A 25,518-nucleotide genomic window follows, 5' to 3' on the forward strand; every position below is an offset into this window, starting at 1 on the left:
TCGGGACGGTCAGCGCGGCTGCGCGGCGCGCAGGGATTGCTCGATCAGGGCGCGCGCGTCGGCGGCCAGCGAGGCGCGGCCGGAGGCCCGCGTGTACATCATGTGGCCGCCCTCGTGCACCGTCACCCGCACGCGGTCCCGCTCGCCCGGCGGCAGCTCCAGCCGCGCGGCCATCCAGCGCGAGGCCATGTAGGGCGTGATCAGGTCGGTGCGGCCATGGGCGATCAGCACCCGCAGCGAGGGTTGCAGGGTCAACGCCGTCTGAAGTGAATCGACGGCGCTCGGAACCGACATGCGCGGCCATTCCCAGCCGCGGTTGACCCGGTCGCTGAGCAGCCGGTAGGGGGTTTCCGTGCGCAGGGCCAGCTCCGACTGGGCGTAGGCCGCAAAGGCGGTGCTGTAGGCCGGGATGGTTCCCTGGAGGAAGGGGTCGAACGGCACCCGCGACGATCCCGGATCGGGGTCGGCCGCGGTGAAAGTCCCGTCATAGATGCTGAGAACGCGGCCCTGGTCGCGCAGCAGCTCGCGCGTGAAGCTGCCCATCGACACCCGCCCGCGTTGGCGGGCGACCTGTTCCGCCGGCAGGCCGACCAGCTTCGCCACCTCGCCGAAGAAGCCGCCGGCCTCGCCCAGCCGCCCGTAATCGAGCCCGGCCAGCCCGGTCAGATAGGGGCCGAGGGCGAAACGCTCCGCCGCCTCGGCCGCCTGCTGCGGCGTGCCGGGCGCGCGGCCGAGCGCCGCGGCGGTGGCGGCCATCGCCGGCAGCTTCAGCGCCGGCCCCAGGATGCCGTCCTCGTCGATGGCGGCGAAATCGACCACCGGCGACACCAGGATCAACCCGTTGACGGCGATACCGGTGCGTCGGATCAGCTCGTCGGCCATCTTCGCGATGCGGAAGCCGCCATAGCTCTCGCCGGCCAGGAACTTCGGCGAGGCCCAGCGGCCGTTGCGGGTCAGCCACAGCCGCACCACCTCGGCCATCGCGCGGGTGTCGCCCTCGACCGACCAGAACCGCTTCTCGCCGTCGTCGCCGGGCTTGACCGCCCGGCTGTAGCCGGTGCCGACCGGATCGATGAAGACCAGATCGGTGAAGGCCAGCCAGCTGTCGGGGTTGTCGAGCAGCGGGGCCGGCGGCCCGGCCAACGCGCCGTCCGGTCCGAACCCGACCACCTTCGGCCCGGCGGCGCCGAGATGCATGTAGGCGGACGCGGCCCCCGGTCCGCCGTTGAAGACGAAGGTCACCGGACGGTTGGCATCCGGCGGCGCCCCTTCCGCTCCCGCGCTGTAGGAGACGGTGAAGACGCGGGCGGCCAGCTCCTCCTTCGCGCCGTCGCGCAGGGGCAGGAACTCGGCGGTCGCGCTGTAGGCGAGCGGGCCCGCCGCCAGCGGCAGGCTGTGCCGCGTCACGCTGCGCTGGGCGTCGAAGGCGGGCTCGGCGGCCTTGCCGGCCGGCTCGTCGCCTTTCCCGGAACGGTCCGGACGGTCCGGACGGTCCTGCGCCCAGCCCGGCGCCGGGCCGAGCAGCAGGGGGAGCAGCAGGGCCAGCGGCAGGAAGCGGAGGCGGCGGGGCGGCGTCGGCATGAGCAGCTCTCAAGGTCTGGAGGCGGGGACGGGTCGCCCGGATATTGCGTTGGAGCGTGCGCGGCGCAAGGCAAGGCTACCCCGTCCGTTCTTTTCGAATGCCGGGCACGAGCGGGGAACGCATGAGTTGTCGTAAACTTTTCGTAGAGTTTTCCGGATAGTATGGGGTCAGGCTCTTCTTCTTACCGGGAAAGACATCATGGCCTCCCTCCGGCACGCCTCCATCCGCACGCGTCTGGTTCTCGGTTTCGGCGCGGTCCTGCTGCTTCTGGTGAGCCTTACGATCACCGGAGTGAACGAGGTGCGGAAGATCGATTCCGACCTCACCCACATCAACGACGTGAACAGCGTCAAGCAGCGCTACGCCATCAATTTCCGTGGCAGCGTCCATGATCGCGCCATCGCGCTGCGCGACGTGGTGCTGGTGTCCGACAACGCGGCCCTGACGCCCATCCTGGCCGACATCGACCGGCTGGCAAGCTTCTACGCCGATTCGGCGAAGCCGCTGGATGTCATGTTCGCGCGGCCCGACGACGTCACGCCGGAGGAGCGCAGCCTGCTGGCCGCGATCAAGGAGACGGAGGCGCGGACGCTGCCGCTCGTCGCCAAGGTGATCGGGGCACGCAAGGCCGGCGACATGGCCGCCGCCCAGCGCGCGCTGACCCAGGACGCCAGCCCGGCCTTCACCGAGTGGCTGGCCCGCATCAACCGGTTCATCGACCTCCAGGAGCAGAAGAACCAGACTCTGGCCAGCCGCGCGCGCGCGATGGCGAGCGGTTTCCAGACGCTGATGCTGTCGCTGTGCGCCGTCGCCCTGGTGCTGGCCGCCGGCTTCGGGCTGTGGACCGTCGCGGCGCTGCGCCCGCTGCGTTGCCTGACCGACGCCATCGTGGCGCTGTCGAAGGGCGAGCTGACCGTGGCGGTGCCGCATTCCGACGCCCATGACGAGATCGGCGAGATCACCGGCGCCGTCGAGGTGCTGAAGGCCAACGCCGTCGAGGCCGACGCCTTCCGCCGCCGGCAGGCCGACGCCGAACAGGCCGCCGAGGCGACGAAGCGGACCGAGATGAACGCGCTGGCCGACCGCTTCGAGAATCAGGTGAAGGGCGTGGTCGACAGCGTCTCCTCCTCCTCCGACGAGGTGCGGACGCTCGCCCGCACGCTGAGCGGCACGGCCGAGCAGACGGAGAGCAAGGCGACCACCGTCGCCGCCGCGTCGGAACAGGCCTCGGTCAACGTCCAGACCGTCGCCGCCGCCGCGGAGGAGCTGGCTGCCTCGATCTCCGAGATCGGCCGGCAGATCGGCGAGAGCACCCGCAAGGCCAAGCAGGCGGCCGACCAGGCCGACGGCACCAACCGCATCGTCGACGGCCTGTCGTCCAAGGCCAACCAGATCGGCGACGTGGTGAACCTGATCTCCAGCATCGCCGGGCAGACCAACCTGCTGGCGCTGAACGCGACGATCGAGGCGGCGCGGGCAGGGGAGGCCGGCAAGGGCTTCGCCGTGGTGGCGAGCGAGGTCAAGAGCCTCGCCAACCAGACGGCGAAGGCGACCGGCGACATCTCCCAGCAGATCGCCGAGATCCAGGCGGCGACCGCCGACGCGGTGCAGGCGATCCAGAGCATCGCCGCCACCATCGGCGAGGTGAACGACATCGTCGGCACCATCGCCACCGCGGTGGACGGCCAGAACGCCGCGACGATGGAGATCGCCCGCAACGTCCAGCAGGCCGCCGCCGGCACCAACGAGGTGTCGTCCTCGATCAACGGCGTGCTGCACGCCGCGTCGGAGACGGGCAGCGGCGCCACCCGGCTGCTGACCTCCTCGGGCGAGCTGTCGAAGCAGGCGGACCTGCTGCGCGCCCAGGTCGACCGCTTCCTGTCCGGCGTGCGCGGCGGGGCGTAAGAGGTGCCGGAAGCCGCGTCAATTCGTAGCAATTGGTGCGCTTGATGCGGAGAGGGGAGGCTTCTACAGGTGCGGGAATTGTCTCCCACCCTGCGGATGCCTCCCCGATCATGAGCAGCGACAGCGTCGATTACGGAGCCCTGGTCTGGAGCGACGATCTGGTCCTGGGAATCGAGGAGATCGACGCCCAGCACCGCGAATGGATCGCCCTGGTCCAGGCCTTCGAACGGGCCGTGCGCGACGGCGGCACGGCGGAGGAGGTGCGGCGGACGCTGGCCGCGGCCGTCGCCTACACGGAAAGCCATTTCGCCGACGAGCAGCGGGTGATGGGCGAGGCCGACTATCCCTTCCTCGACGACCATGTCGCCCAGCATGATCTGGCCTGGGACCGTGTGCACGCCTTCGCCAGCGCGGACGGCGGAGCCGGGGGCGACGACGCGCTGCGCGAGAGCCTCGCCGACTTCCTGCCGCAATGGCTGATGCTGCACATCAACACCGCCGACCGCCAGTTCGCCCGCTGGCACAAGGGTGAACCGCCCTGCGCCCCGGCGGACATCGAAGGCCGGGTGTTCGGCGACATCCCGGTGTGACGCTCCCCCTCTCCCTCCGGGGAGACGGTTGGGGTGGGGGAAGGCGCCGCGCGGCGTGTGTCCGACCCCCGGAAGCCGGTTCACGGATCCCATGGCCGGCCCATGGCGATCCACCATGCATCCTCCTCACCCCGGCCCTTTCCCCGGAAGGGGGAGGGGGGCAACGGCGGGAGAGGGCACCACGCTCCGGAACGACACCGCCACCAGCAATCCCGGCCCGTCGGGGCGGTCGTGCAGGCCGACCTCCGCCCCCAGCCGGTCGGCCAGGGCGCGCACGATGGCCAACCCCAGGCCACTGCCGGTCCGGGCCGCCTCGCCGGCCTGCGGCAGGCGGTAGAAGCGCTCGAACACCCGGCCACGCTCGGCCTCCGGAATGCCGGGACCGTCGTCTTCCACCTCCAGGCGCGGCGCCTCCGGCGCGCCGGCCACGCGCACCGTCACCGTGCCGCCCGGCCGGTTGTAGCGAATCGCGTTGTCCAGCAGGTTGCCCAGCAGCTCGCCCACCAGCACCGGATTGCCAGCGACCCGCAGCGACGCCCCGCCGTCGGGCGGGCTCTCGAAATGGACCTCCACCCCCAGCGCCAGGGCGGCGGGAACCTGCTCGGCGGTGGTTTCCATGGCCACCTGGAGCAGGTCGGCCACCTCGCCGGATGCCGGCGCCGGGCTGTCCTCGTCGGCGCGGGCCAACGCCAGCAGCTGGGTCAGCAGCCGTTCCAGCCGACGGACCGCCCCCTCCACGTCGTCGAGCGCGGCGCGGCCCTCCGCCGTGCCGGTGCCGTGGCGGCGCAGCAGCGCCAGATGGGTGCGCAGCACCGCCAGCGGCGTGCGGAGCTGGTGCGAGGCGTCGGCGGTGAAGCGCCGCATCGTCGTGATCGACTGGTCCAGCCGCTCCAGCAACCCGTTGATGGCGACCACCAGCGGCAGCGCCTCGCGCGGGACGACGGCGAGCGGCAGCGGCACCAGCGCCATCGACCCGCGCGCCGAGCGGGCATCGATCACCCGGCGCAGCCGCACAAGCGGGGCGAGGCCGCGCCCGACCGCGCCCCAGACCAGCACGCCGCTGCCGCCGACCAGCGCCACCTCCAGCAGGGTCAGCCACAGCAGCATGTCGACCACGGCGGCGCGGCGCCCGGTGGTGGTCTCCGCCACCTGCACCAGGACCGGGCGGGCCTCGCCATAGACGCGGCGGACCTGTGCGGCGACCCGCACGGGATGGCCGTGATAGGTGTCGTCGCGGAACAGCATGGCGTTCAGCGGCAGCCGGTCGGGGTCCGGCGCCGGCAGGTCGAGGTAGCCGGTGATGACCCCGCCATGGTGGGCGACGTTGTAGTAGATGTTGTCGCGGGCCTGGCTCTCCAGCATGCCGAAGGCAACGGCCGGCAGATCGACCGTCACCTCGCCGTCGTCGTCGCTCACCGCCAGCCGCTCGGCGATAGCAAGCACCGATCCGGCCAGCACGCGGTCGTGGGTGGACTGCACGAAGCCGTGGATCAGCGCCGCCCCGCCCACCCCCAGCCCGACCGCCAGCGCTCCCAGCGGCACCAGCAGCCGGGTCAGCAGCCGGCGGCGCAGCGAGGGAACGCCGTCGCGCCTCCGGGTCACGGATAGACCATCAGGTGTTTTCCATCAGATAGCCGAGCCCCCGGATGGTGCGGATCGCCGGCCCGTCCGGCTCCAGCTTCTTGCGCAGGCGGGCGACGTACAGCTCGATGGCGTTGGGCGCCACCGGTTCGTCGTAGCCGAAGACCTCGCCGGAAAGCCGGTCCTTCGGCACCACCTTGCCGGCCCGCGTGATCAGCCCCTCCAGCACCGCCAGTTCGCGCTTGCGCAGGTCGAGCGACCGCCCGTTCAGCGTCACCCGCGCGGTCGAGCGGTCGTAGCGCAGGCCCCCGCACACCAGCTCCGGGGCGGGGAGCCCCTGTCCGCGCCGCATCAGGGCACGGACGCGGGCCTCGAACTCGGCCGGTTCGAAGGGCTTCAGCAGATAGTCGTCGGCCCCGAGATCGAGCCCCTTCACCCGGTCGGCCACCGCCTCGCGCGCCGTCAGGATCATCACCGGCACGGTCGAGCCCCGGCGGCGGATGCGGCTCAGCACCTCGAATCCCGACAGGTCGGGCAGCCCGAGGTCGAGCACCACCAGCCCGTAGGGTTCGAGCTGCTCCGAGCGCACCGCCTCCTCGCCGGAGGATTCATGGTCCACCGCGTAGCCGGCCAGCTTCAGGGAGCCGGCCAGACCGCGCGCCAGCGCCGCGTCGTCCTCGACGATCAGGATTCTCATGACGCCGGTCTTCCCATGCTCCGCATTCCTCGAACGCCCGGTCATCCGTGATCCGAACAATTTTCGTCGGCGACAGATTGGCGACAGGTTGGACGCCTACAGTCGCTTGTAAGTCCAACCAACCCCGTTCCGCAACGGGCAACGAAATTTCCAACGAAATCCAAGAAGGAGAGGAAACATGCGCAGGAACCTCGCGCTTTTCGTCGCCACCGCGTTGACTGTCGCGGCCCCGCTCCTGGCCAGCGCGCCCGCCAGCGCGCAGGCCGTCCCTGCCGGCTACGACCCGTCCTACGCCAAGATCATCGAGGCGGCGAACCAGGAGGGGTCGCTGAGCATCTATTCGGCGACCGACGCCGCCGCCGTGTCGGAGCTGCTGAAGGGCTTCGAGGCGCTGTATCCCAAGATCAAGCTGGAATACGCCGACCAGAACTCCACCGAGATGTACAACCGCTTCATCAGCGAGGCCGCCGCCAACACCGGCACCGCCGACGTGATGTGGTCCTCGGCGATGGATCTCCAGATCAAGCTGGTCAACGACGGCTACGCCCAACCCTACGCCTCGCCGGAGGCGAAGAATCTGCCCGACTGGGCGAACTGGAAGAACGAGGCCTACGGCACCACCGCCGAGCCGATCGTCTTCGCCTACAACAAGCGCGCCGTGCCGGAAGCCGAGGTTCCGAAGACCCACGCCGACCTCGCCAAGCTGCTGGCGAGCAAGCCCGACGTCTACAAGGGCAAGGTCACCTCCTACGATCCCGAGCGCAGCGGCGTCGGCTTCCTCTACATCACGCAGGACGCCCAGGCGAACAAGAACACCTGGGATCTGGTCAAGGCGATGGGGCAGACCGGCGTGAAGCTCTACACCTCGTCGGGCGCCATGATCGAGCGGCTGACGTCGGGCGAGCACACCATCGGCTACAACATGATCGGCTCCTACGTGCTGGAGCGGCAGAAGAAGGACCCGGCCTCGATCGGCGTCGTGCTGCCGACCGACTACACGATCATTATGTCGCGTATCGCCTTCATCCCGAAGGGCGCCAAGCACCCGAACGCGGCCAAGCTGTTCCTCGACTACCTGCTGTCCAAGCCGGGCCAGGAGGCGATGGTGGCGCGCTACATGGGCTCGATCCGCACCGACCTCGCCCACATCAACCCGACCGCCGACATGCCGGCCGACATGCTGCGCCCGATCCATGTCGGGCCGGAGCTGCTGACCTACCTTGACCAGGTCAAGCGCCTGAAGTTCCTGAAGGATTGGCAGAAGGCCCTGCAGGGCAAGTGAGCGAATCTCTCCCTCTCCCGCCCCGGGAGAGGGTGGCCCGCAGGGCCGGGTGAGGGGCTATCGGGCGTGCGACGCAATCCATGCCCCGATAGCCCCTCACCCTCCCCGCCTTCGGCGGGTCCTCTCCCTCTCCCGGGGCGGGAGAGGGCATCCAGGTGCCGACACCAAGGAACAATCCCCCATGAACCGCGCAACCCGCATCGCGGTCATCGTCGCCATGGCGATCGCCGTGCTGGCTCCGATCGGGCTGGTCGTCTACCAGAGCTTCCTCGACGGACCCTTCTTCCAACCCAAGACCGCCTTCACCCTGTCGGCCTACGAGTTCGTGCTGGACGACGAGGATTTCTTCGACGCCCTGTGGAACTCCGCGATCATCGCCTTCGGCATGACCGCCATCGCGGTGCCGGTCGGCGCCATGCTGGCCTTCCTGATGACCCGCACCGACCTGCCCGGCCAGCGCTGGATCGAGCCGGTGGTGCTGGTGCCGATGTTCGTGTCCTCGGTCGTGCTGGCCTTCGGCTTCGTCGTCAGCCTGGGACCGGCGGGCTTCGTCACGCTGTGGGTCAAGGGCTGGCTGGGGTTCGAGCCCTGGAACCTCTATTCGAAGGCCATGCTGATCGTCATCGCCGGGCTGACCCACGTCCCGCACGTCTTTCTCTACACCTCCTCGGCGCTGCGCAGCCTGGGGTCGGACGTGGAGGAGGCGGCGCGCATGACCGGGGCCGGGCCGCTGCGGGTCGCGCTGACTGTCAGCCTGCCGATGGTCATGCCGAACATCCTCTACGCCGCCGTGCTGGTCTTCTTCCTGGGGTTCGAGCTGTTCGGCCTGCCGCTGGTGCTGGGCGACCCGGAAGGCATCCTGGTGCTGGCGACCTACCTCTACAAGCTGACCAACAAGCTGGGCACGCCGTCCTACCAGCTCATGGCCGTGGTGGTCGTGGCGATCATCTGCATCGCCCTGCCGCTGGTCGCCTTGCAGCGCTACCTGCTTCGGGCCGCCAACCGCTACGTCTCGGTCAAGGGCAAGGCGGCGGCGCAGAAGCGGGTCGGCATCGGCTTCTGGCGCTGGCCGGCGGCGCTGGTCATCGTCGGCTGGCTGCTGTTCACCGTGGTGGTGCCGATCAGCGGCCTCGTGCTCCGCGCCTTCGTGTCGAGCTGGGGCGAGGGCGTCAACCTGATGGACTCCCTGACGCTGTCACACTTCCACGAGCTGATGCAGTTCCCCAACCTCGTGCGCGGCATCGTCAACACGCTGCTGATCGCCTCGGTGGGCGGCGCGCTGTCGGTCGGCGTCTACACCCTGCTGAACCTGGCGGCGCACCGCTGGAACTCGGGCTGGACGCGGCTGATGGATTATCTGGTGCTGCTGCCGCGCGCCATGCCGGGTCTGGTGGCCGGTCTGGCGATCTTCTGGGTGTTCCTGTTCACGCCCTTCCTGTCGCCGATGCGCCAGACGATGATCGCCATCTGGGTCGCCTACACGCTGGTGTGGCTGGCCTACGGGATGCGGCTGGTCAGCGGCGCCCTGTTGCAGATCGGGCCGGAGCTGGAGGAGGCCGGGCGGATCGTCGGCGCGTCGCCGGCGCGGGTCAGCCGCGACCTGACGGTGCCGCTGATCAAAGTCGGCTTGATTTCGAGCTGGCTTCTCATATTCGTCACCTTCATGCGCGAGTATTCCACCGGCGTCTATCTGCTCAGCCCCGGCACCGAGGTCATCGGCTCGCTGCTGGTGTCGCTGTGGGGGTCGGGCGCCGTGGACCTCGTGACCGCCCTCTCCACCGTCAACATCGCGATGATCGGCTGCGGCCTGCTGCTGATGTCGCTCTTCGGGAAACGCTCCCATGGCTAAGCTCACCATCGACGACCTGCACCTGTCCTACGGCAGCAACCACATCCTGAAGGGCATCACAGCGACCTTCGCCCAGGGTGAGATCGTCGCCCTGCTCGGCCGCTCGGGCAGCGGCAAGACGACGCTGCTGCGCTCGATCGCCGGGCTGGAGGAGCCGTCCAAGGGCGTCATCACCATCGGCAACGCCCCCGTCTTCGACGGGGCGGCCGGGCTGAACGTGCCGTCGGAGAAGCGCGGTCTCGGGCTGGTCTTCCAGTCCTACGCGCTGTGGCCGCACAAGACGGTGTTCGAGAACGTCGCCTACGGCCTGCGCCTGCGCAACGCGCCCAAGGCCGAGATCCAGCAGCGCGTCGGCGCGGTGCTGGACGGCGTCGGGCTGGGGCATCTCGGCGACCGCTACCCGCACCAGATGTCGGGCGGCCAGCAGCAGCGCGTGGCGCTCGCCCGCGCCCTGGTCTACAACCCGCCGGTCATCCTGCTCGACGAGCCGCTGTCCAACCTCGACGCCAAGCTGCGCGAGGAGGCGCGGATCTGGATCCGCGACCTGATCAAGCGGATGAACCTGACCGCGGTCTTCGTCACCCACGACCAGATCGAGGCGATGGCCATCGCCGACCGCGTCGTGCTGCTCGACGGCGGGCGGATCGTCCAGGCCGGCACGCCCGAGCAGCTCTACACCGAGCCTGTCAGCCTCTTCGCCTCGGAGTTCATGGGGACCAACAACCTCGTGAAGAGCCGAGTCCAGGACAAGCGCGGCGGCTATGTGCAGATCGAGCTGTCGGGCTTCCCGCTGTGGGGCAAGGACCGCGGCGGCAAGGCCGTGTCGGAGGACGCGACCGGCGTCATCCGGCTGGAGCAGGTCGAGGTGGTCGGCAACGGGACCGAAGGCGGGAGCGGCGGCGAGGGTGAAAACCGCATCCGCGCCGAGCTGGAGACCTCCCTCTATCTCGGCAGCCACTGGGAGCATGTCTTCCGCTGCGGGGCCCAGACGCTGCGCGCCTTCGGCCGCCCGCTGGCGCCGGGTCCGCACTGGCTGCATCTGCCGCCGGAACAGCTCTGGGTGTTCTGAGCCGGCCCCCCTGTTCCCTTCCCGCGACATCACGGCCCTTTTCTCCGGGAAAGGGCCGTGTTCTTTGGGGGGCAGCCCGATGTCCAGGGTTGAATCCGCTTGGTGGGATCGGGCCGGGATGGTGTGATAGGCCGGCCCGGCGGCCGGCCGGTCCAACATTGGCGAAGGGAGCATCGGGATCATGGTCGCGCTCACACTCCGGCACCGGCTGGCGATCCTGCCCGCCTCCTTCGCCCTGGCCCTCGTCACCGTCGGCGGCATCGCCACCGGCTCGCTCATCCTGACCGAGCGGGCGGGCGGCGAGGTCGTCACCATCGGCGAGGCGCTGTCCAACCACCAGCAGGGCGACATGATGCACGACGCCCTGCGGGCCGACGTGCTGGCGGCGCTGCTGGCCGGTCCCGCCGCGCCGGCCGAGAAGAAGGCCGAGCTGCGCCAGGACTTGAGCGAGCACACGCGGAGCTTCCGCGACGCGCTCCAGGCCAACAGCCGGCTGGACCTGCCGCCGACGATCCGTGGCGCGATCTCGGGTGTGGGGGGCGCGCTCGAGGATTACATCCGCGCGGCGGAGCGCATGGTCGAGCTTGCCCAGACCGACACCGCCAGGGCGACCACCGAACTGCCCCGTTTCGCCGCCTCCTTCTCCGAGCTGGAAGAGCGCAACGAGGCGGTTTCGGCCCTGATCCTCGCCGAGAACCGGGACCGCAACGCGTGGTCCGGCCTGCTGGTCGGGCGGGCGCTCTGGCTGGTCGGCACCATCACCTTCATGGCTTTGTGCGGCGCGCTGGCGCTGACCGCCATGGTCGGCCGCTCGATCGTCCGGCCGCTCGACGCCGCCGCGCAGGCGATCGAGGAGATCGGCCGGGGCCGCCGCGACCTGTCCCTGAGCTATGCCGTGAACGACAGCATCGGCCGCGTCGTCGACGCGGTCCTTCTGCTGCAACGGCAGGCGGCGGAACTCGACCGGTCGGCCGCCGAGTCGCATGTCCGCCAGGAGGAGGAGCGGTCGAAGCTGGCGGCGCTGGCCCAAGCCACCGACCGTTTCACCGGGCGGATCGACGGCATCCTGGAGACGCTCGGCGCCACCGGCAGCCAGTTGCAGGCGACCGCCGAGACGATGGCGCGCGACGCCGCCCGCGCCACCGGCGAGATCGGCGACCTGCGGACCCACGCCGAACGCGCCGCCACGACGGTGCGCGAGGCCGCCGACGCCGCCGACGGGCTGGGACGCTCGATCGGCGAGATCGGGCAGCACACCGGCGAGACCACGCGGATGACGGCGGAGGCGGTGAGCCGCGCCGGCGAGGCGACTCAGCGCATCCAGGAGCTGTCGCTGGCCTCGCAGCGGATCGGCGACGTGGTCGGGCTGATCAACTCCATCGCCGGCCAGACCAATCTTCTTGCCTTGAACGCCACCATCGAGGCGGCCCGCGCCGGCGAGGCCGGGAAGGGCTTCGCCGTGGTGGCGAGCGAGGTCAAGAGCCTCGCCAGCCAGACGACCAAGGCGACCGAGGATATCCAGAGCCAGATCGCCGACATCCAGGGCATCGTGCAGCGCACCGTCCAGGCGATGAGCAGCGTCGCCGGCACCGTGGAGGCGGTGCGCGGCAGCGGCGCCACCATCGCCGACGCCGTCACCCGGCAGGCCGACGCCACCCACGGCATCATCCACGCGATGACCGACGGCGCCGCGTCGGTGACGGTGGTGAGCGGCCATCTGGGCAGCGTTCACGACACGGTGGTCGCGGCGGACCGCGCGGCCGGCGACCTCGCGGCGGCGGCCGCGCAGCTCCACGACCAGATGCAGGCCCTGCGCGGCGAGGTCGTGTCCTACACGCGCGCCGTCAAGACCGGCTGAGCGGGGGATGGGCGCCAGCGCGATTGCGAATCGGGCCGGCGGCCGTTACACAGGGCGCCAATTTCCCCATTGCCCAACGTCCTGCTGTCTGGAGCCCCCGATGTCCACCCTGTCCGATCAGGCGACCATCGCCGCCGCCGCCGCCAAGATCCTGCTGGAGATCAAGGCGCTGCATTTCAACGCCGAGACTCCCTTCATCTTCACCTCGGGCTGGGCCAGCCCGGTCTACACCGACTGCCGCCGCATCGTCTCCTTCCCGCGCGCCCGCAAGGCGCTGATGGACTTCGCGGTGCGGACGATCGAGCGCGAGATTGGCTACGAGTCGATCGACGCGGTGGCGGGCGGCGAGACCGCCGGCATCCCCTTCTCGGCCTGGATCGCCGACCGGCTCGAGCTGCCGATGCAGTATGTCCGCAAGAAGCCCAAGGGCTTCGGCCGCAACGCCCAGATCGAGGGCGTGCTGACCGAGGGCCAGCGCGTCCTGCTGGTCGAGGACCTGGCGACCGACGGCAAGAGCAAGGAGAACTTCGTCACCGCCCTGCGCAACGGCGGCGCCCAGGTGACCGACACCTTCGTGATCTTCCACTACGGCATCTTCCCGCAGTCGCAGGTGAACATGGACGCCATCGGCGTCCGCCTGCACGCGCTGTGCACCTGGTGGGATGTGCTGAAGGTCGCCCGCGAGAACCGCTATTTCGACGAGAGCACCCTGTCCGAGGTCGAGAAGTTCCTGAACGACCCGGTGGGCTGGTCGGCCGCCCACGGCGGCAAGACGAGCATGAGCTGAGAGCCTGACTGATCGGGACCAACCGATCCGGCGAACTGGTTCCCTGAGGCTGCTCCTCCGTCCGCCTTGGCCGGGTCAAGCCCGGCCAAGGCGATTCGGAGAGGCGTCGGCAACCGGGCGGTGAGCCGGGAACGAGTGAGCCGGGTGCAAGTCGGCCGAACCCCGTTCAGCCGCCCGTGACGCTCATGTGCCGGGGCACCGCCGGGCCGTGATGGCCGCGGTCGATGATGAAGTCGTGGCCCTTGGGCTTGCGGGTGATCGCCTCGCGCACCGCGTCGATCAGCGGACCGTCCTCGTCGCTCAGGCGCATCGGCGTGCGCAGGTCGGCGGCATCCTCCTGGCCCAGGCACATGTAGAGGGTGCCGGTGCAGGTCAGCCGCACCCGGTTGCAGCTTTCGCAGAAATTGTGGGTCAGCGGGGTGATGAAGCCGACCCGCTGGCCGGTTTCGGCGACCCGGACGTAGCGGGCCGGCCCGCCGGTGTTGTAGTCGGTCTCGTCGAGGGTCCAACGCGTCTGCAACTCGGCCTTCAGCGCGGTCAGCGGCCAGTACTGGTCGAGACGGGCGGTCTCGCCGATCTCGCCCATCGGCATCACCTCGATGAAGGTGAGGTCGAAGCCCTGCTCGCCGCACCACGCCACCATGCGGTGGATCTCGTCGTCGTTCACGCCCTTCAGGGCCACGCAGTTGATCTTGATCCTCAGCCCGGCGTCCTTTGCCGCCTGAATGCCGCCCATGATCTTGTCGAGCTTGCCCCAGCGGGTGATCGCCTGGAACTTGTGGGGGTCGAGCGTGTCGAGCGAGACGTTGATCCGCCGCACACCGGCCTCGTAGAGCCCGGCGGCGTGCTTGAACAGCATGGTGCCGTTGGTGGTCAGCGTCAGCTCGTCGAGGTCGCCGGCCTTGACGTGGCGGCCCAGCGCGTGGATCAGCCGCATCACGTCGCGCCGCACCAGCGGCTCGCCGCCGGTCAGCCGCAGCTTGCGGGTGCCGAGCTTCACGAAGGCGCTGCACAGCCGGTCGAGCTCCTCCAGCGTCAGCACCTCCGCCTTCGGCAGGAAGCTCATGTCCTCGGCCATGCAGTAGACGCAGCGCAGGTCGCAGCGGTCGGTCACCGACACGCGCAGATACTTCACCGCCCGGCCGAACGGATCGACCAGGGGCGCCGGGCGGGAGATGGCCGGATCGGGCAGGGGGGTGGCGCTGCTCATCGGATGGTTCCACGTCCTTGCTGCTGCTGCCGGCCGGTGTCGCGGCCATTGGCTCCCGGCATCATACAGATGTGGGGGCGATCTGTCTCACGGGGGAGGGGAGGGAGGCTTTGATTTCCGTCAAGTGGAAAGCCTCTCACCTGGCTTTGCGCCCCGCCTCGCGGTCGCGCAGATCGTCGTCGGTGGTGCGCGGCGCCGGCGGCCGGCCGAGCGCGAAGGGCGCGTCGCCACGGGCGGCCTGGTCCCGCACGCGGCAATCCCCGCACATGCGGATGCGGTTGGCGGCCTCCGGCGTCGCGAACATCCAGTGCTTGCCGGCCAGGGCCGCGGCGATCCGGTCGATCGAGGATTTGGCGGCGAAGGGCTTGCCGCAGGACACGCAGTGGAAGGGTTCCTCCTCCTTCATCACGACGGCGCCCCGCGCCCCGTCGCGGAAATCCATCTCGGGCACCAGGGTGATGACCGCCTCCGGGCAGGTCGCCTTGCACAGCCCGCATTGGACGCAGGCGTCCTGGGCGAAGGACAGCCGCGGCGCGTCCGCGTTGTCGAGCAGCGCCCCGGTCGGGCAGGCGCCGACGCAGGACAGGCAGAGGGTGCAGCCGGCGGCGTCCACCGCCACCCGGCCGAACGGAGCGCCCGGCGGCAGCGGCAGCACCTCCACCGGGGCGGGGGCCACGGCGTGCAGGTGGCGCAGGGCCAGCATGGTGACGGTGCGTTTCGATCCCATCGGCAGGAACATGCCGGCGCGGTGCGGGGCGGCGGGGGGCAGGTTCCACAGCTCCGTGGCGACGGCGTCGGGATCGGGGGCGTCGATCGTCGACACCCGGCCGGTTCCGTAGCCAAGCCCGCTCAGCGCCGTCTCGGCCAGCCCGATCTGGCTTGCCAGCCCGGCGGTCTCACCCGCGTTGTCCGGGCCGGTCAGCACACGGACGTGGGTGCAGCCATAGGCGAGCGCCAGCGCGAACAGGTCGAAGCCGGCCTGCGTGACCTCGTTCAGCGCGAAGGGCAGCACACGCGCCGGCAGGCCGCGCCCGTGCCGGGCCATCATGCCGATCACCGCATCGCCGTGGCGCGGGTCGTGGATCAGCAGCACCGGCGCCGAACCGCCGGCCCCGGCGTAGGTGGAGAGCAGCGTCCGCAGCCGTTCATGGACCGTGACCTGCGGCGGCAGGGCGTAGGTCGCCGCCCCCGTCGGGCAGACCGCCGCGCAGGATCCGCAGCCGGCGCAGACATGCGGGTCTATGGCGACGGTATCGCCGGCGGGGGCGATGGCGCCGGTCGGGCAGACGTCGAGACAGCGGGTGCAGCCGGTCTTGCGGTTGCGGGAATGGGCGCAGAGGTCGGCCTTGTAATCGACATAGCGCGGCTTCTCGAAGACGCCGACCAGATCGGCGATGTCGCGCAGGGCCTTGGCCACCTGGGCCGGGCTGTTCGGGTCGGGGCGCAGGTAGCCGTCGCGCTTGCCGTGGGCCGGGAAGAGCGGCGTTCCGCCGGTGAGGTCGAGGATCAGGTCGCAGCGCGCCGAGGCGCCTTGCCGCACCGGCTCGAAGGCGAGCGCGCCCCGCGATGAGGGCAGGGCGGGCGCGTAGTCGTCCACCACGATTTCGAAGGCGCCGACCCAGCCGCGCGCGCTGCGGATGCGCCCCCGGAACAGGGCGATGTCCATCACGCGCGGCGGCTCGACCTCCTTGGGAGCGGCCAGCAGAACGGTGACGTCGAGGTGGCCCGCCAGTTCGCGCCCGGCCTCGATGGCGCGTTCGTCGGTGCCGTAGACGAGGCACACCCCCTGGGAATTGAGCGACAGCGCGCCGGCCGGCGGGATCGGCAGCGCCGCCTCGGCCAGCAGGGCGGCGATCTTCGGCAGGGCGTCGGCGCCCTCGTCGGACCAGCCGGCGCGCTCGCGGATGTTGGTGAAGCCGACCGGCGTGTCGGGAGCGGTCCCGGCGGCGACCTCGCCGAACAGCGGGGCCTCCTGGGTGCAGGCGACCAGCAGCGGCTCGCCGTTGGCCGCCGCCGCCTCGAAACGGTCGAGCTGCCCCCGGCAGAGCTGGGTGTGGACCGTGACGGCCCCGCCGTCGCCGCACGCCTTGCCGAGCGCGGCTCCGTCAAGCCGCATGCTGTGGGCGCAATCGCAGACGAGCACCTTGCGGTTGCCGATCTTCATGCCCTGACCACTCCCGCCCAGCCCCGAGACGAACCCCCATGGGGAGTCATATGGGCCTGCGCGGCGGCATGGGAAGGAAATCTTAATGATGACCACCTTTGACCGGCTCTCATGCGATGTCCGCGGTCCAGGCGCTCGGTTGGAAGTCTGCAATTTCCGGGCATTGCTCCGGTGAGAACAAATTTCCGGGACAGAGGTTTTGATTTGGAATTGCAATTTTTAAGGGATGATTAACCGGGCTGGAGTCATTTTATGTCGGAAAGAGGAAATTTTTGCTTCGATACTGAAGTGTTGTCCGGACCCGTCCGTTCGCGTGGTGGGCTTCGTCATCGGCGCTTGTTGTGCAAAAGGGGATCGAAATCATGGCGATCGCGGCTTCCTCATTGTTCGGTGTGACGAGCGCCGCCAACTCCGTGCTGCGGAGGTCGCCCGCCGCGGCATCGGCGGACGGATTGCGGTCTTCGGCGGGGGCTGCGAAGGCGTCCGGCGCGATCGAGGACAAGGTGGAGGTCGGCAGCCTTGGGAAATCGCTGAAGGGGGTCGCCGCCGATGTGTTCGCTTCCCTTGGCAGCAAGGGGCGGGCGCATCTCGAGGGCATGGTCAAGAATGGCGGGGCCACGGTGGAGGAGATCTCCCTGGGTCTGCGCGCCTTGGCGACGGCCTCCGTTCGCGAACGCTTTCTGAAGGAGCGGCCGAAGGACGCGGAGGACGAGGAACTGGAGGCGCGGAGCAAGCTCATCCTGGACGCGGGAAGGGTCAAGGAAGGGCGGGTTCGGGCGACGAACGACAAGCTGATGGCGGTGGGCGTCCAATTCCTGAGAGGTCGGGAGGGAAGGCCCCCGTCGGCTGAGGAGCAGGCCGCCCACGAGGAGGAGATGGGCGCTCTGCGCGCCGAGATCGAGAGCGCCAACAAGGACTACGCCGCCGCCGTCGGTGAGAAGCCCCGTGAGACGATGGCCAGTATCCAGGGCCGGCTGCGGGAGAAGGGGGAGGAAGCCTACGAGGCGTTGGGTTTCGGCGACAGCGAGGACGGCTTTCTGGCGCTGGACGACGAACGGGGCAAGAAAGCCCTGCAAAAGATGGTGGATCGGGGCCTCGTCGCCGACCATTGGGTCAATGGCCTGAAGAAGTACGCGGCGAACGTCGACATCGCCGGGCTTGAGCAGGGCACCTACGTGGAGAATCCGCGCTACGACCCGGCGTCCCCCGATTCGAAACCCACGGTGGCTGCCGGCTCGGCGGCGGTTGGCGCGGACGCCTTGGCGATGCTCGATCAGGCAGCCAAGACCGCCGCGCAGGCGTCCGCGTCCAAGGGGCTGCCGAGCATGGGCCAAGTGTCCAGGGAGGCGCGCGATTCGCTGGACGCCGGCTACCGCACCCTGTCCGAGAAGGGAAAGGCGAACGGCGTCGCGAAGGGCGACGAGGAGTCCATCAGGACGGTGTTCGCCGGGCTCGACCGCCGCTCCCTGTTCGCGGTGGCCAGCAACAGCGGCCGCTTGTTCTCGAAAGCCGAGCAGGAGGCCGCCCAGAATTTGATGGCCGAACAGCAGGCCGAGGCCATGAAGAAGGGCGACCCCAAGGGCACCGACAAGGCCGCCGGCTTCAGGGCGGCCGTCGCCTTCCTCGACAGCGTCAGCGACGAGGAGAAGGCTTCGGTCAATTGGGCGGTGCAGCGGGCGGGGAACCAGCTCGCCCACGAGAATCTGACGCGCGCCCAGGGCAAGCCGTCGACCGTCGCGGACAGCGCGAACCCCATCGCCCGCATGATCAAGAAGGCCATGGAAACCGGCGCCCAGCAGGGAAAGAGCTTCGAATCCATGCTGGGCAGCAGCGGCTATGTGAAGGATCTGAAGGCGATGCCGCTGTTCCGCGACGGCATGCCCAAGATCACCGATTTCCTGGACCCGCCAGTCAACTTCAAAGTCTGACGGGCGGGGCAAGGCTCGGGGCCGAGGCTTCGGGGCCGGGGGTCAGGCCCCCGGCTCGTTGGCGTTGGGGAAGAACAGGGGCTGGCCGCCGATGGTGTAATCGGCGATGGCCTTCTGGCCTTCCGCCGACACCAGCCAATCGACGAAGGCTTGGCCGTCTGCGGCCTTCACATGGGCGAATTTGGCCGGGTTCACCAGCATGACGCCATACTGGTTGAACAGGCGCTTGTCGCCCTCGACCAGGACCGCCAAGTCGCCACGGTTCCTGAAGTTCAGCCAGGTGCCGCGGTCGGCCAGCGCGTAGCCCTCCATGGCGGCGGCGGTGTTCAGGGTCGGTCCCATGCCCTGGCCGATCGATTTGTACCAGCCGCCGTCGGTCTTGGCCGGGTCGAGCTTCGCCGCCGCCCATAGCGCGCGTTCGGCCTTGTGGGTGCCGCTGTCGTCGCCGCGCGAGACGAAGGGGGCCCTGGACGCGGCGATTCTCGCCAGCGCGTCCGTCACGTCCTTCGAGCCCTTGACCCCGGCCGGATCCTTCGCCGGGCCAACGACGATGAAGTCGTTGTACATCACCGGCTTGCGCTCGGTCGCGAAGCCCTCGGCGACGAATTTCTCCTCCGACGGCTTGTGGTGGACGAACAGCACGTCGGCGTCGCCGCGCTTGGCGAGGTCGATCGCCTGCCCGGTCCCCTTCGCGACCACCCGCACCTCGATGCCGGTCTTCGCGGTGAATTTCGGCAGCAGCTCCTTGAACAGCCCCGAATCCTCGGTCGAGGTGGTGGAGGCAACGGTGATGAAGCGGTCGGCGGCGCCGGCCTGCGTCACCGTGCCCGGCAGCAGGCCGAACAGCGCCGCGGCGGCGGCGCACCCTATCGCGAAAGACCGGCGTAGCATGCTCTGTTCCCTCCAAACGCGTTGCCGCATCGTCGGCGTGACGCACTATGGGCGGAGCGTGCCCAGCCTGCCAAGGCGGCCAAAGGGCTGATTCTACCGGCGCGCCGCCTCGCGCAGCAGCGACGCCGCGAGATTCACCGCCAGCGACAGCGTCATCAGCACCACCCCCAGCCCGAGCGCCATCGGCAAATCGCCCTTGCTGGTTTCCAGCGCGATGGCGGTGGTCATCACCCGGGTCGCGTGCTCGATGTTGCCGCCGACGATCATCACCGCCCCGACCTCGGCCGAGGCGCGGCCGAAGCCGGCGAGGATGGCGGTGACGAGGCTCCAGCGCGCCTCCGACAGCAGGGTGGTCAGCGTGTGAAAGGGGCCGGCGCCGGTGACGCGCAGCAGGTCGTCATACTCGACCAGCAGATCCTCGACCGTCTGGCGGGCCAGCGAGGCGACGATCGGCAGGATCAGCACCGTCTGCGCGACGATCATCGCGGCCGGCGTGAACAGCAGCCCCAGCACGCCGAACGGGCCGGAGCGCGACAGCAGCAGGAAGACCACCAGCCCGACCACCACCGGCGGCAGCCCCATCAGGGTGTTGAGCGCCACCGAAAGCCCCCGCCGCCCCGGAAAGCGCAGCGCCGCGACGGCGGTGCCGAGCGGCAGACCGATCAGGGTGGCGGCCAGCACGGCGGTCAGGCTGACCCGCAGCGACAGCCCGACGACGCGTGCCAGATCGGCGTCGAGGGTGACGATCATCTGGAGGGCCATGGCCAGGGCCTGGGTGAAGTCGTGCATCCGGTTCCGTTGGTGGTTCCGCCGACTGGCGCACTTGTCGCGGTGGCGGCGGATTCCCACACTCGGGTCCATGAGCCTGCGCACCCTCACCATACAGCCGGACCCGGCAAACCCCAAGCTGACCGAGCGCGTCTCCGGGCTCGACCAGGACGGGCACGCGGTCGAGACCTCGGTCACCGTCGAGCGCCCGCTGACCCTCTATCTGAACGGGCAGGAGATCGTCACCATGATGACGATCGGCGACTACCCGGATTGTCTGGCGGTCGGTTATCTGCTGAACCAGAACATGCTGCGCCGCGACGACCGCATCACCGGCATCGACGTGGACGAGGAAACCGACACGGTGGTTGTCCGCACCGGGCGGGCCACCGATTACGAGGCCAAGCTGCGGAAGAAGACGCTGACCTCCGGCTGTGCCCAGGGAACCGCCTTCGGCGACGTGATGGAGGGATTCGGGACGATCCGGCTGTCCGACACGGCGCGGCTGCGCACCTCCTGGATCTACGCGCTGTCGAAGGCGATCAACCTGACGCCCAGCCTCTATCTGGAGGCCGGGGCGATTCATGGCTGCGTGCTGTGCCAGGAGGACCGGCCGCTGGTCTACATGGAGGATGTCGGCCGTCACAACGCGGTGGACAAGATCGCCGGATACATGCATCTGAACGGAGTCCCGGCCGACGACAAGATCTTCTACACCACCGGGCGCCTGACGTCGGAGATGGTCATCAAGACGGTGCAGATGGGAATTCCGATTCTGGTGTCGCGCTCGGGCTTCACCGCCTGGGGCGTGCAGTTGGCGCGGCAGGCCGACCTGACGCTGGTCGGGCGGGCCAAGGGCAAGCGCTTCCTGGCGCTGGCCGGCACCGGCCGGTTGGTCTTCGACGCCGACCCCGCCGGCGCCGCCGACGAGGACCGGCGCCACGCCCGCAAGGGGAGCGGCGACGATGAATGAGCCGGTCGCCGGCGTGCTGCTGGCCGGCGGGCTGTCGCGCCGCATGGGCGGCGGCGACAAGAACCTTCGCCTTCTCGGCGGGCGGACGATCCTGGAGCGCATCGTCGACACCGCGCGCCCGCAGGTGGGGCCGCTGGTGCTGAACGCCAACGGCGATCCGGCCCGCTTCGCCGTCTTCGGCCTGCCGGTGGCGGCCGACGTGGTGGAGGGGTATGCCGGGCCGCTGGCCGGCGTGCTGACCGGGCTGGAGTGGGTGCGGGACCATGCGCCCGCCGTCCGCTGGGTCGCCAGCTTCGCCACCGACGCGCCCTTCATTCCCGGCGATCTGGTCGCCCGGCTGGCCGCCGCCGTCGAGCGCGAGGGCGCCGATCTCGCCTGCGCACGCTCGGGCGGCTGGGACCATCCGGTCTTCGGGCTGTGGCCGGTCCGGCTGGCCGGCGACCTGCGCCGGGCGATGCTGGAGGAGGACATGCGCAAGGTCGATGCCTGGACCGCGCGCCATCGGCTGGCGGTCGCCGAGTTTCCGGTCGAGCCGGTGGATCCCTTCTTCAACGCCAACCGCCCCGAGGATCTGGCGACGGCCGAGCGACTGCTGGCGTCGGGGGCCGTGCGATGACCATGACCGACCCGCCGCACCTCGCCGAACGCCGGGCCATCATCAACGCCTGCCTCGCCATGAACCGGCTCGGCATCAACCAGGGTGCCTCCGGCAACCTGTCGATGCGGATCGAGGGCGGCTTCCTCGTCACCCCGACCAGCCTCCCTTACGACGAGACGACTCCGGCCGACATCGTCGCGATGGGATTCGACGGCACCTATCTCGGGGATCGCCGCCCGTCCTCGGAATGGCGCATCCACCGCGATATCCTGCGCGCCCGCCCCGACATCGAGGTGGTGCTGCACGCGCACCCGACCTTCGCCACCGCGCTGGCGGTGCATGGGCGCGGCATCCCGAGTTTCCATTACATGGTGGCGCTGGCCGGCGGCGATTCGATCCGCTGCGCGCCCTACGCGACCTTCGGCACCCAGGACCTGTCCGACCACGCGCTGGAAGCTCTGGACGGCCGGCTCGCCTGCCTGCTCGCCAACCACGGCATGATCGTGCTGGGCAGGACGGTCAAGGCGGCGCTGGCGCTGGCGGTCGAGGTCGAGACCCTGGCCCGCCAGTATCTCCACGCCCAGCAACTCGGCGAGCCGACGATCCTCCCGCCCGACGAGATCGCGCGGGTGGCGGAGAAGATGCGGCGGATGAAGTACGGCCAGCCGCTCGACGACGGCGACGCGCCGGAGGACACGGCGCGCCCGCGCTGAGGTTACGAGGTGAGCTGCGCGACCGGCCGGTAATCGGCGACCCGCAGCAGCGGGCGGCTGTCGCCGGCGGTGGCGACCTTCAGCGGGCGCTCCTCCACCGGGGGCTGGTACACCGCCGGCAGGGTCAGGGTGATCCGCGTGCCCTGGCCGGGTTCGCTCGCCACCTCGATGTCGCCGCCGAGCATGGCGGTGTAATGCCCGACCAGCGTCAGCCCGAGCCCGGCGCCGCGCGGCTTGCCCTTGGCGTTGGGGGCGCCGCCCTGGGCGAAGGGCTGGAACAGCCGCCCGGTCTGCGCCGTGGGAAAGCCGCGGCCGGTGTCGCTGACGGTGAAGCGGAACCAGGAGGCACCGTCCCGCTCGATCTTCGCGGCGGTCAGCGTGACGCTTCCGCCCTCGGTGAACTTGCAGGCGTTGTCGAGCAGGTTCAGCAGCGCCTGCCGCACCTTGGTGAAGTCGGAATGCATGGCGCCCAGCCCGGCCGGCGCCGTCAGCTCAAGCGTGTCGCCGTGCAGGTCGGCGGCGGGCAGCGAGCGCTCGCGCAGTTCGATCAGCAGCCGGTTGACGTCGAAATCCTGCAAACAGACGTCCATCGACCCGGCCTCGATCTTGGCGTAGTCGAGCAGCGCGTCGACCAGCCCGGCGAGTTGCTCGCCGGTCCACTGGATGTGCTCGACGTCGGTCGCCAGCTCGTCGACGCCCAGCCGGTGCAGGTCGCTCATCAGCGTCTGGCTTGAATTGATGATGTCGCTGAGCGGCCCGTGCAGCTCCTGGCTCAGATTGACCAGGAAATTCGTCTTGGCGACGTTGGCGCCCTCGGCGCGCTCCTTCTCGCGCAGCAGGCGGCCATGCATCGCCTCCGCCTCCCGGCGTTGGCGCTCGGTGTCCTCGACGCTGGCGCGCAGCGTGTGGACGGCGCGGGCCATGCCGGCGATCTCGTCCTCGCCGCGGATCGCCGGCAGCGCCACGTCGGTGCGCCCGGCGGCGAGCGCCGCGACGGCGCCGGCCATCGCGTGGACCGGGCGGCCGACGCTGCGCTGGACCAGCCAGACCGCCAGCAGCCCGACCAGCAGCACGCCGCCGCCGGTCCACAGCGCGACCTTGGTGTAGCCGGCCATGCCGGCGGACAGCGTTCCGCGCAGCCCCCCGGCCTCGGCGTCGGCCCGGCGGCGGATGTCGCCGATGTTGGCGGCGATGCCGGCGGCGTTGGGCGCCATCGTCTCGGCGCGGATCGCGTCCTCCTCGAGCACGGCCGCCTCGATCTTCTCGACGGCGTCGCCGGCCTTGGCCAGCAGATCGCCGACCTCGCCGATGGCTTGGCGGGTGCCGGGGACCCATAGGTAACGGTTCATCTCGGTCAGCTTGCCGCGCGCGGTGTCGAGTTGCGCCCGCATCGCCTCGGCGTCCTGGGGGTCGCGGCGGTCGACGAAGCGGGTGAGATGCTCCTGCATCAGCAGCACGGCGATGGCGGCGTCGCTGGCCAGCGCCGTCGAATCGACGCCACCGGCGCTTTTCAGCAACCCGAGCTTCTCGCGGGTCTGCGCAACCACCGGCTCCAGCACGGTGATGGTCCGCGTGGAGCGGTCGTTGCGCAGCGCGATCACCCGCTCGACCGCCGTCCAATACTCGTTCAGCGAGGCGCGGCCCTTGGCCGCCGCCTGCTGGTCGGGGGGAGCGGTGGCGCTCCGGGCCAGCCCCTCCAGCCGTTCCAGCACCGTGTCGTGCCGCCATGTGGCGTCGAGCAGGCTCTGGTCGTCGCCGAAGGCCAGATGGTCGCGGACCGACACCTCCAGGTCGCGAAAGGCGATGTCGGCGTCGGCCGCCGCCTGGGACATGTCGGCGCTGCTGGAAAAGGCGCCGACGTCGCGCGTCACCGCGTAGAGCCAGCCGAGCCCGACCATCGTCAAAACCAGCACGAGCGCCAAGGCGGCGGCGAAGCCGACCGAAATCCGACCCGCCACGGTCGTTGCACGGAATCGGGGCAGGCCGCCGGTCCGGGACAGAATGCCGCTCCGCTTCACGCCAACTCCCGCACGCGCTGTCCAATCCGAACGCTGCGCCGGCGGAAGGCCGGCCGCGCGGCGCGGATTGTAGCTTGGCGCGACCGGGCAGCAAACAGACAAGTGTGGGTCAGGCGGCGGGGGCGGCCTCTTGTCCCAAGCCCTCCATCGCGCCGTCCGCCGGGTTGGTGAAGGCGTAGGCCTGCATGCCGAGGCTGCCATGCTCGAAGCCGGCGTGAAGCCGTTCGGCCCGGAATCTTTCTCCGGCGGCGCCCAGCGCCACCGGCAAGGGCAGGAAATGCTCGTCGGTCGGGTGGGCGCGCCGGGCGTCGGGGCAGCGGGACAGCCAGTCGGCCACCGCGTCGCCGTCTCCGGCGGTCAGCGTCGCGTCGAGCCAATCGGCGAAGCCGGACGCCCAGGGAGCGGTGCGGCCGCCGCCATAGACGAACTCGCGCAGATTGTGGACGGCCCCGCCGCTGGCGAGGACCAGCACCCCCTCCTGCCGCAGCTCGGCGAGCCGGTGCCCGAGCGCGATGTGCTCGGCGGCGCCGCGCCCCGGCTGCACGGCGAACTGGGCGACCGGGATGTCGGCCTCCGGGTACATCAGCATCAGCGGCACCCAGGCGCCGTGGTCGAGCCCCTGGGTGGGATCGACCACGGCGCCGGTCAGCCCGGCGACGCGCTCCGCCAGGGCCGGGGCGCCCGGCGCCGGGTAGCGCAGGCGGTAGAGCGCGTCGGGAAAGCCGTGGAAATCATGGACCGTCTCCGGCCTCGAAGCGCCGCTGACGGCGGGGACGCGGGTGGTCCAGTGGGCCGAGACGGCGAGGATGGCGCTGGGGCGGCCGAGTCGCGTGCCCAGTGTGGCGAGGAAGTCGCGTCCGGCGCTGTTTTCCAGGACCAGGGTCGGGGCGCCGTGGGAGACGAAAACGGACGGGAAGACGGGCATGGGCGGTGCGGACTCCGGCCGGGCGGAAGGGGAGGGGCCTGGATCCATTCGACCAAAGAAAAACCCCGGCGCCAAGGCCGGGGTTTTTCGAAACTCCGTTGCTGTCCCCGCAACAAAGGCGGGGAAGCGC

General features: G+C 70.1%; 20 protein-coding genes. 11 read left to right on the forward strand and 9 right to left on the reverse strand.

Going from position 1 to position 25,518, the window contains the following annotated elements; genetic code table 11:
- Positions 1 to 9: 9 nt before the first annotated feature.
- Positions 10 to 1,581, reverse strand: coding sequence for a S10 family peptidase (locus JN22_RS24585; RefSeq protein WP_085556391.1), 1,572 nt, complete (start codon positions 1,579 to 1,581; stop codon positions 10 to 12).
- Between the two features lie 199 nt (positions 1,582 to 1,780).
- Between JN22_RS24585 and JN22_RS24590 the strand changes: the two genes are divergently transcribed.
- Positions 1,781 to 3,487 carry a methyl-accepting chemotaxis protein gene (locus JN22_RS24590; RefSeq protein ID WP_085556392.1) on the forward strand — a complete coding sequence of 569 codons (1,707 nt, stop codon included), beginning with the start codon at positions 1,781 to 1,783 and terminating at the stop codon, positions 3,485 to 3,487.
- A gap of 110 nt (positions 3,488 to 3,597) precedes the next feature.
- Positions 3,598 to 4,077, forward strand: a complete 480-nt coding sequence (locus JN22_RS24595) for a bacteriohemerythrin (RefSeq protein ID WP_085556393.1) — start codon at positions 3,598 to 3,600, stop codon at positions 4,075 to 4,077.
- 126 nt (positions 4,078 to 4,203) lie between these two features.
- Here the strand turns inward: JN22_RS24595 and JN22_RS24600 are convergent, their stop codons facing one another.
- Both JN22_RS24600 and JN22_RS24605 read right to left on the reverse strand, forming a co-directional pair.
- On the reverse strand, positions 4,204 to 5,679 hold the full coding sequence (locus JN22_RS24600; RefSeq protein ID WP_085556394.1) for a sensor histidine kinase: 1,476 nt from the start codon (positions 5,677 to 5,679) through the stop codon (positions 4,204 to 4,206).
- A gap of 10 nt (positions 5,680 to 5,689) precedes the next feature.
- Positions 5,690 to 6,355, reverse strand: coding sequence for a response regulator (locus tag JN22_RS24605; protein WP_085556395.1), 666 nt, complete (start codon positions 6,353 to 6,355; stop codon positions 5,690 to 5,692).
- Between the two features lie 178 nt (positions 6,356 to 6,533).
- Here JN22_RS24605 and JN22_RS24610 point away from each other — a divergent pair, with 178 nt between their 5' ends.
- The 5 genes from JN22_RS24610 (at position 6,534) to JN22_RS24630 (ending at position 13,200) form a co-directional block, all read left to right on the forward strand.
- The gene (locus JN22_RS24610; protein ID WP_085556396.1) at positions 6,534 to 7,637 is read left to right on the forward strand and encodes an ABC transporter substrate-binding protein; all 1,104 of its coding nucleotides are present in this window, start codon (positions 6,534 to 6,536) and stop codon (positions 7,635 to 7,637) included.
- A gap of 181 nt (positions 7,638 to 7,818) precedes the next feature.
- The gene (locus tag JN22_RS24615) at positions 7,819 to 9,486 is read left to right on the forward strand and encodes an ABC transporter permease (protein WP_085556397.1); all 1,668 of its coding nucleotides are present in this window, start codon (positions 7,819 to 7,821) and stop codon (positions 9,484 to 9,486) included.
- Positions 9,479 to 10,555 (forward strand): ABC transporter ATP-binding protein, encoded by a 1,077-nt coding sequence (locus tag JN22_RS24620; protein ID WP_085556398.1) that lies wholly within the window; start codon positions 9,479 to 9,481, stop codon positions 10,553 to 10,555. The genes JN22_RS24615 and JN22_RS24620 overlap by 8 nt, the downstream gene beginning before the upstream one ends.
- A gap of 181 nt (positions 10,556 to 10,736) precedes the next feature.
- On the forward strand, positions 10,737 to 12,413 hold the full coding sequence (locus JN22_RS24625; protein ID WP_085556399.1) for a methyl-accepting chemotaxis protein: 1,677 nt from the start codon (positions 10,737 to 10,739) through the stop codon (positions 12,411 to 12,413).
- A gap of 100 nt (positions 12,414 to 12,513) precedes the next feature.
- Entirely contained in the window at positions 12,514 to 13,200 is a 687-nt protein-coding gene (locus JN22_RS24630; protein WP_085556400.1) for an orotate phosphoribosyltransferase, read from the forward strand.
- A gap of 166 nt (positions 13,201 to 13,366) precedes the next feature.
- Here the strand turns inward: JN22_RS24630 and moaA are convergent, their stop codons facing one another.
- Together moaA and JN22_RS24640 are read right to left on the reverse strand one after the other, a co-directional pair.
- The gene (gene moaA, locus JN22_RS24635; RefSeq protein ID WP_085556401.1) at positions 13,367 to 14,410 is read right to left on the reverse strand and encodes a GTP 3',8-cyclase MoaA; all 1,044 of its coding nucleotides are present in this window, start codon (positions 14,408 to 14,410) and stop codon (positions 13,367 to 13,369) included.
- A gap of 136 nt (positions 14,411 to 14,546) precedes the next feature.
- On the reverse strand, positions 14,547 to 16,574 hold the full coding sequence (locus JN22_RS24640) for a 4Fe-4S dicluster domain-containing protein (RefSeq protein WP_085556402.1): 2,028 nt from the start codon (positions 16,572 to 16,574) through the stop codon (positions 14,547 to 14,549).
- A 362-nt stretch (positions 16,575 to 16,936) separates the two neighbouring features.
- Here JN22_RS24640 and JN22_RS24645 point away from each other — a divergent pair, with 362 nt between their 5' ends.
- Positions 16,937 to 18,502 carry a hypothetical protein gene (locus JN22_RS24645; protein WP_143268401.1) on the forward strand — a complete coding sequence of 522 codons (1,566 nt, stop codon included), beginning with the start codon at positions 16,937 to 16,939 and terminating at the stop codon, positions 18,500 to 18,502.
- A gap of 42 nt (positions 18,503 to 18,544) precedes the next feature.
- Here JN22_RS24645 and JN22_RS24650 read toward each other — a convergent pair whose 3' ends face one another.
- Both JN22_RS24650 and JN22_RS24655 read right to left on the reverse strand, forming a co-directional pair.
- The gene (locus tag JN22_RS24650; RefSeq protein WP_085556404.1) at positions 18,545 to 19,393 is read right to left on the reverse strand and encodes an extracellular solute-binding protein; all 849 of its coding nucleotides are present in this window, start codon (positions 19,391 to 19,393) and stop codon (positions 18,545 to 18,547) included.
- Positions 19,394 to 19,486: 93 nt separating this feature from the next.
- Positions 19,487 to 20,182: an ABC transporter permease gene (locus JN22_RS24655; protein WP_085556405.1), complete on the reverse strand. Its 696-nt coding sequence runs from the start codon at positions 20,180 to 20,182 to the stop codon at positions 19,487 to 19,489.
- 70 nt (positions 20,183 to 20,252) lie between these two features.
- Between JN22_RS24655 and JN22_RS24660 the strand changes: the two genes are divergently transcribed.
- Genes JN22_RS24660 through JN22_RS24670 form a run of 3 tightly spaced genes read left to right on the forward strand, consistent with a single transcriptional unit; the run spans position 20,253 to position 22,445 of the window.
- On the forward strand, positions 20,253 to 21,134 hold the full coding sequence (locus tag JN22_RS24660) for a formate dehydrogenase accessory sulfurtransferase FdhD (RefSeq protein ID WP_085556406.1): 882 nt from the start codon (positions 20,253 to 20,255) through the stop codon (positions 21,132 to 21,134).
- The gene (mobA, locus tag JN22_RS24665; protein WP_085556407.1) at positions 21,127 to 21,750 is read left to right on the forward strand and encodes a molybdenum cofactor guanylyltransferase MobA; all 624 of its coding nucleotides are present in this window, start codon (positions 21,127 to 21,129) and stop codon (positions 21,748 to 21,750) included. Before JN22_RS24660 ends, mobA begins: the two co-directional genes overlap by 8 nt.
- Positions 21,747 to 22,445, forward strand: coding sequence for a class II aldolase/adducin family protein (locus JN22_RS24670; RefSeq protein ID WP_211099684.1), 699 nt, complete (start codon positions 21,747 to 21,749; stop codon positions 22,443 to 22,445). Before mobA ends, JN22_RS24670 begins: the two co-directional genes overlap by 4 nt.
- Positions 22,446 to 22,447: 2 nt before the next feature.
- Here JN22_RS24670 and JN22_RS24675 read toward each other — a convergent pair whose 3' ends face one another.
- Together JN22_RS24675 and JN22_RS24680 are read right to left on the reverse strand one after the other, a co-directional pair.
- Entirely contained in the window at positions 22,448 to 24,403 is a 1,956-nt protein-coding gene (locus JN22_RS24675) for a sensor histidine kinase (protein ID WP_223677872.1), read from the reverse strand.
- A gap of 169 nt (positions 24,404 to 24,572) precedes the next feature.
- Positions 24,573 to 25,388, reverse strand: a complete 816-nt coding sequence (locus tag JN22_RS24680) for a DODA-type extradiol aromatic ring-opening family dioxygenase (protein ID WP_085556410.1) — start codon at positions 25,386 to 25,388, stop codon at positions 24,573 to 24,575.
- Positions 25,389 to 25,518: the final 130 nt, after the last annotated feature.

It is taken from the genome of Azospirillum agricola (genome assembly GCF_020005195.1).
In the GTDB taxonomy this organism is placed as follows: Bacteria; Pseudomonadota; Alphaproteobacteria; order Azospirillales; family Azospirillaceae; genus Azospirillum; species Azospirillum agricola.

Bases quoted from the DNA above. Each gene is read 5' to 3' on its own strand.
- JN22_RS24585 (WP_085556391.1), bottom strand. From the start codon at position 1,581: ATGCCGACGCCGCCCCGCCGCCTCCGCTTCCTGCCGCTGGCCCTGCTG.
- JN22_RS24590 (WP_085556392.1), top strand. From the start codon at position 1,781: ATGGCCTCCCTCCGGCACGCCTCCATCCGCACGCGTCTGGTTCTCGGT.
- JN22_RS24595 (WP_085556393.1), top strand. From the start codon at position 3,598: ATGAGCAGCGACAGCGTCGATTACGGAGCCCTGGTCTGGAGCGACGAT.
- JN22_RS24605 (WP_085556395.1), bottom strand. From the start codon at position 6,355: ATGAGAATCCTGATCGTCGAGGACGACGCGGCGCTGGCGCGCGGTCTG.
- JN22_RS24610 (WP_085556396.1), top strand. From the start codon at position 6,534: ATGCGCAGGAACCTCGCGCTTTTCGTCGCCACCGCGTTGACTGTCGCG.
- JN22_RS24615 (WP_085556397.1), top strand. From the start codon at position 7,819: ATGAACCGCGCAACCCGCATCGCGGTCATCGTCGCCATGGCGATCGCC.
- JN22_RS24620 (WP_085556398.1), top strand. From the start codon at position 9,479: ATGGCTAAGCTCACCATCGACGACCTGCACCTGTCCTACGGCAGCAAC.
- JN22_RS24625 (WP_085556399.1), top strand. From the start codon at position 10,737: ATGGTCGCGCTCACACTCCGGCACCGGCTGGCGATCCTGCCCGCCTCC.
- JN22_RS24630 (WP_085556400.1), top strand. From the start codon at position 12,514: ATGTCCACCCTGTCCGATCAGGCGACCATCGCCGCCGCCGCCGCCAAG.
- moaA (WP_085556401.1), bottom strand. From the start codon at position 14,410: ATGAGCAGCGCCACCCCCCTGCCCGATCCGGCCATCTCCCGCCCGGCG.
- JN22_RS24640 (WP_085556402.1), bottom strand. From the start codon at position 16,574: ATGAAGATCGGCAACCGCAAGGTGCTCGTCTGCGATTGCGCCCACAGC.
- JN22_RS24645 (WP_143268401.1), top strand. From the start codon at position 16,937: ATGGCGATCGCGGCTTCCTCATTGTTCGGTGTGACGAGCGCCGCCAAC.
- JN22_RS24650 (WP_085556404.1), bottom strand. From the start codon at position 19,393: ATGCTACGCCGGTCTTTCGCGATAGGGTGCGCCGCCGCCGCGGCGCTG.
- JN22_RS24655 (WP_085556405.1), bottom strand. From the start codon at position 20,182: ATGCACGACTTCACCCAGGCCCTGGCCATGGCCCTCCAGATGATCGTC.
- JN22_RS24660 (WP_085556406.1), top strand. From the start codon at position 20,253: ATGAGCCTGCGCACCCTCACCATACAGCCGGACCCGGCAAACCCCAAG.
- mobA (WP_085556407.1), top strand. From the start codon at position 21,127: ATGAATGAGCCGGTCGCCGGCGTGCTGCTGGCCGGCGGGCTGTCGCGC.
- JN22_RS24670 (WP_211099684.1), top strand. From the start codon at position 21,747: ATGACCATGACCGACCCGCCGCACCTCGCCGAACGCCGGGCCATCATC.
- JN22_RS24680 (WP_085556410.1), bottom strand. From the start codon at position 25,388: ATGCCCGTCTTCCCGTCCGTTTTCGTCTCCCACGGCGCCCCGACCCTG.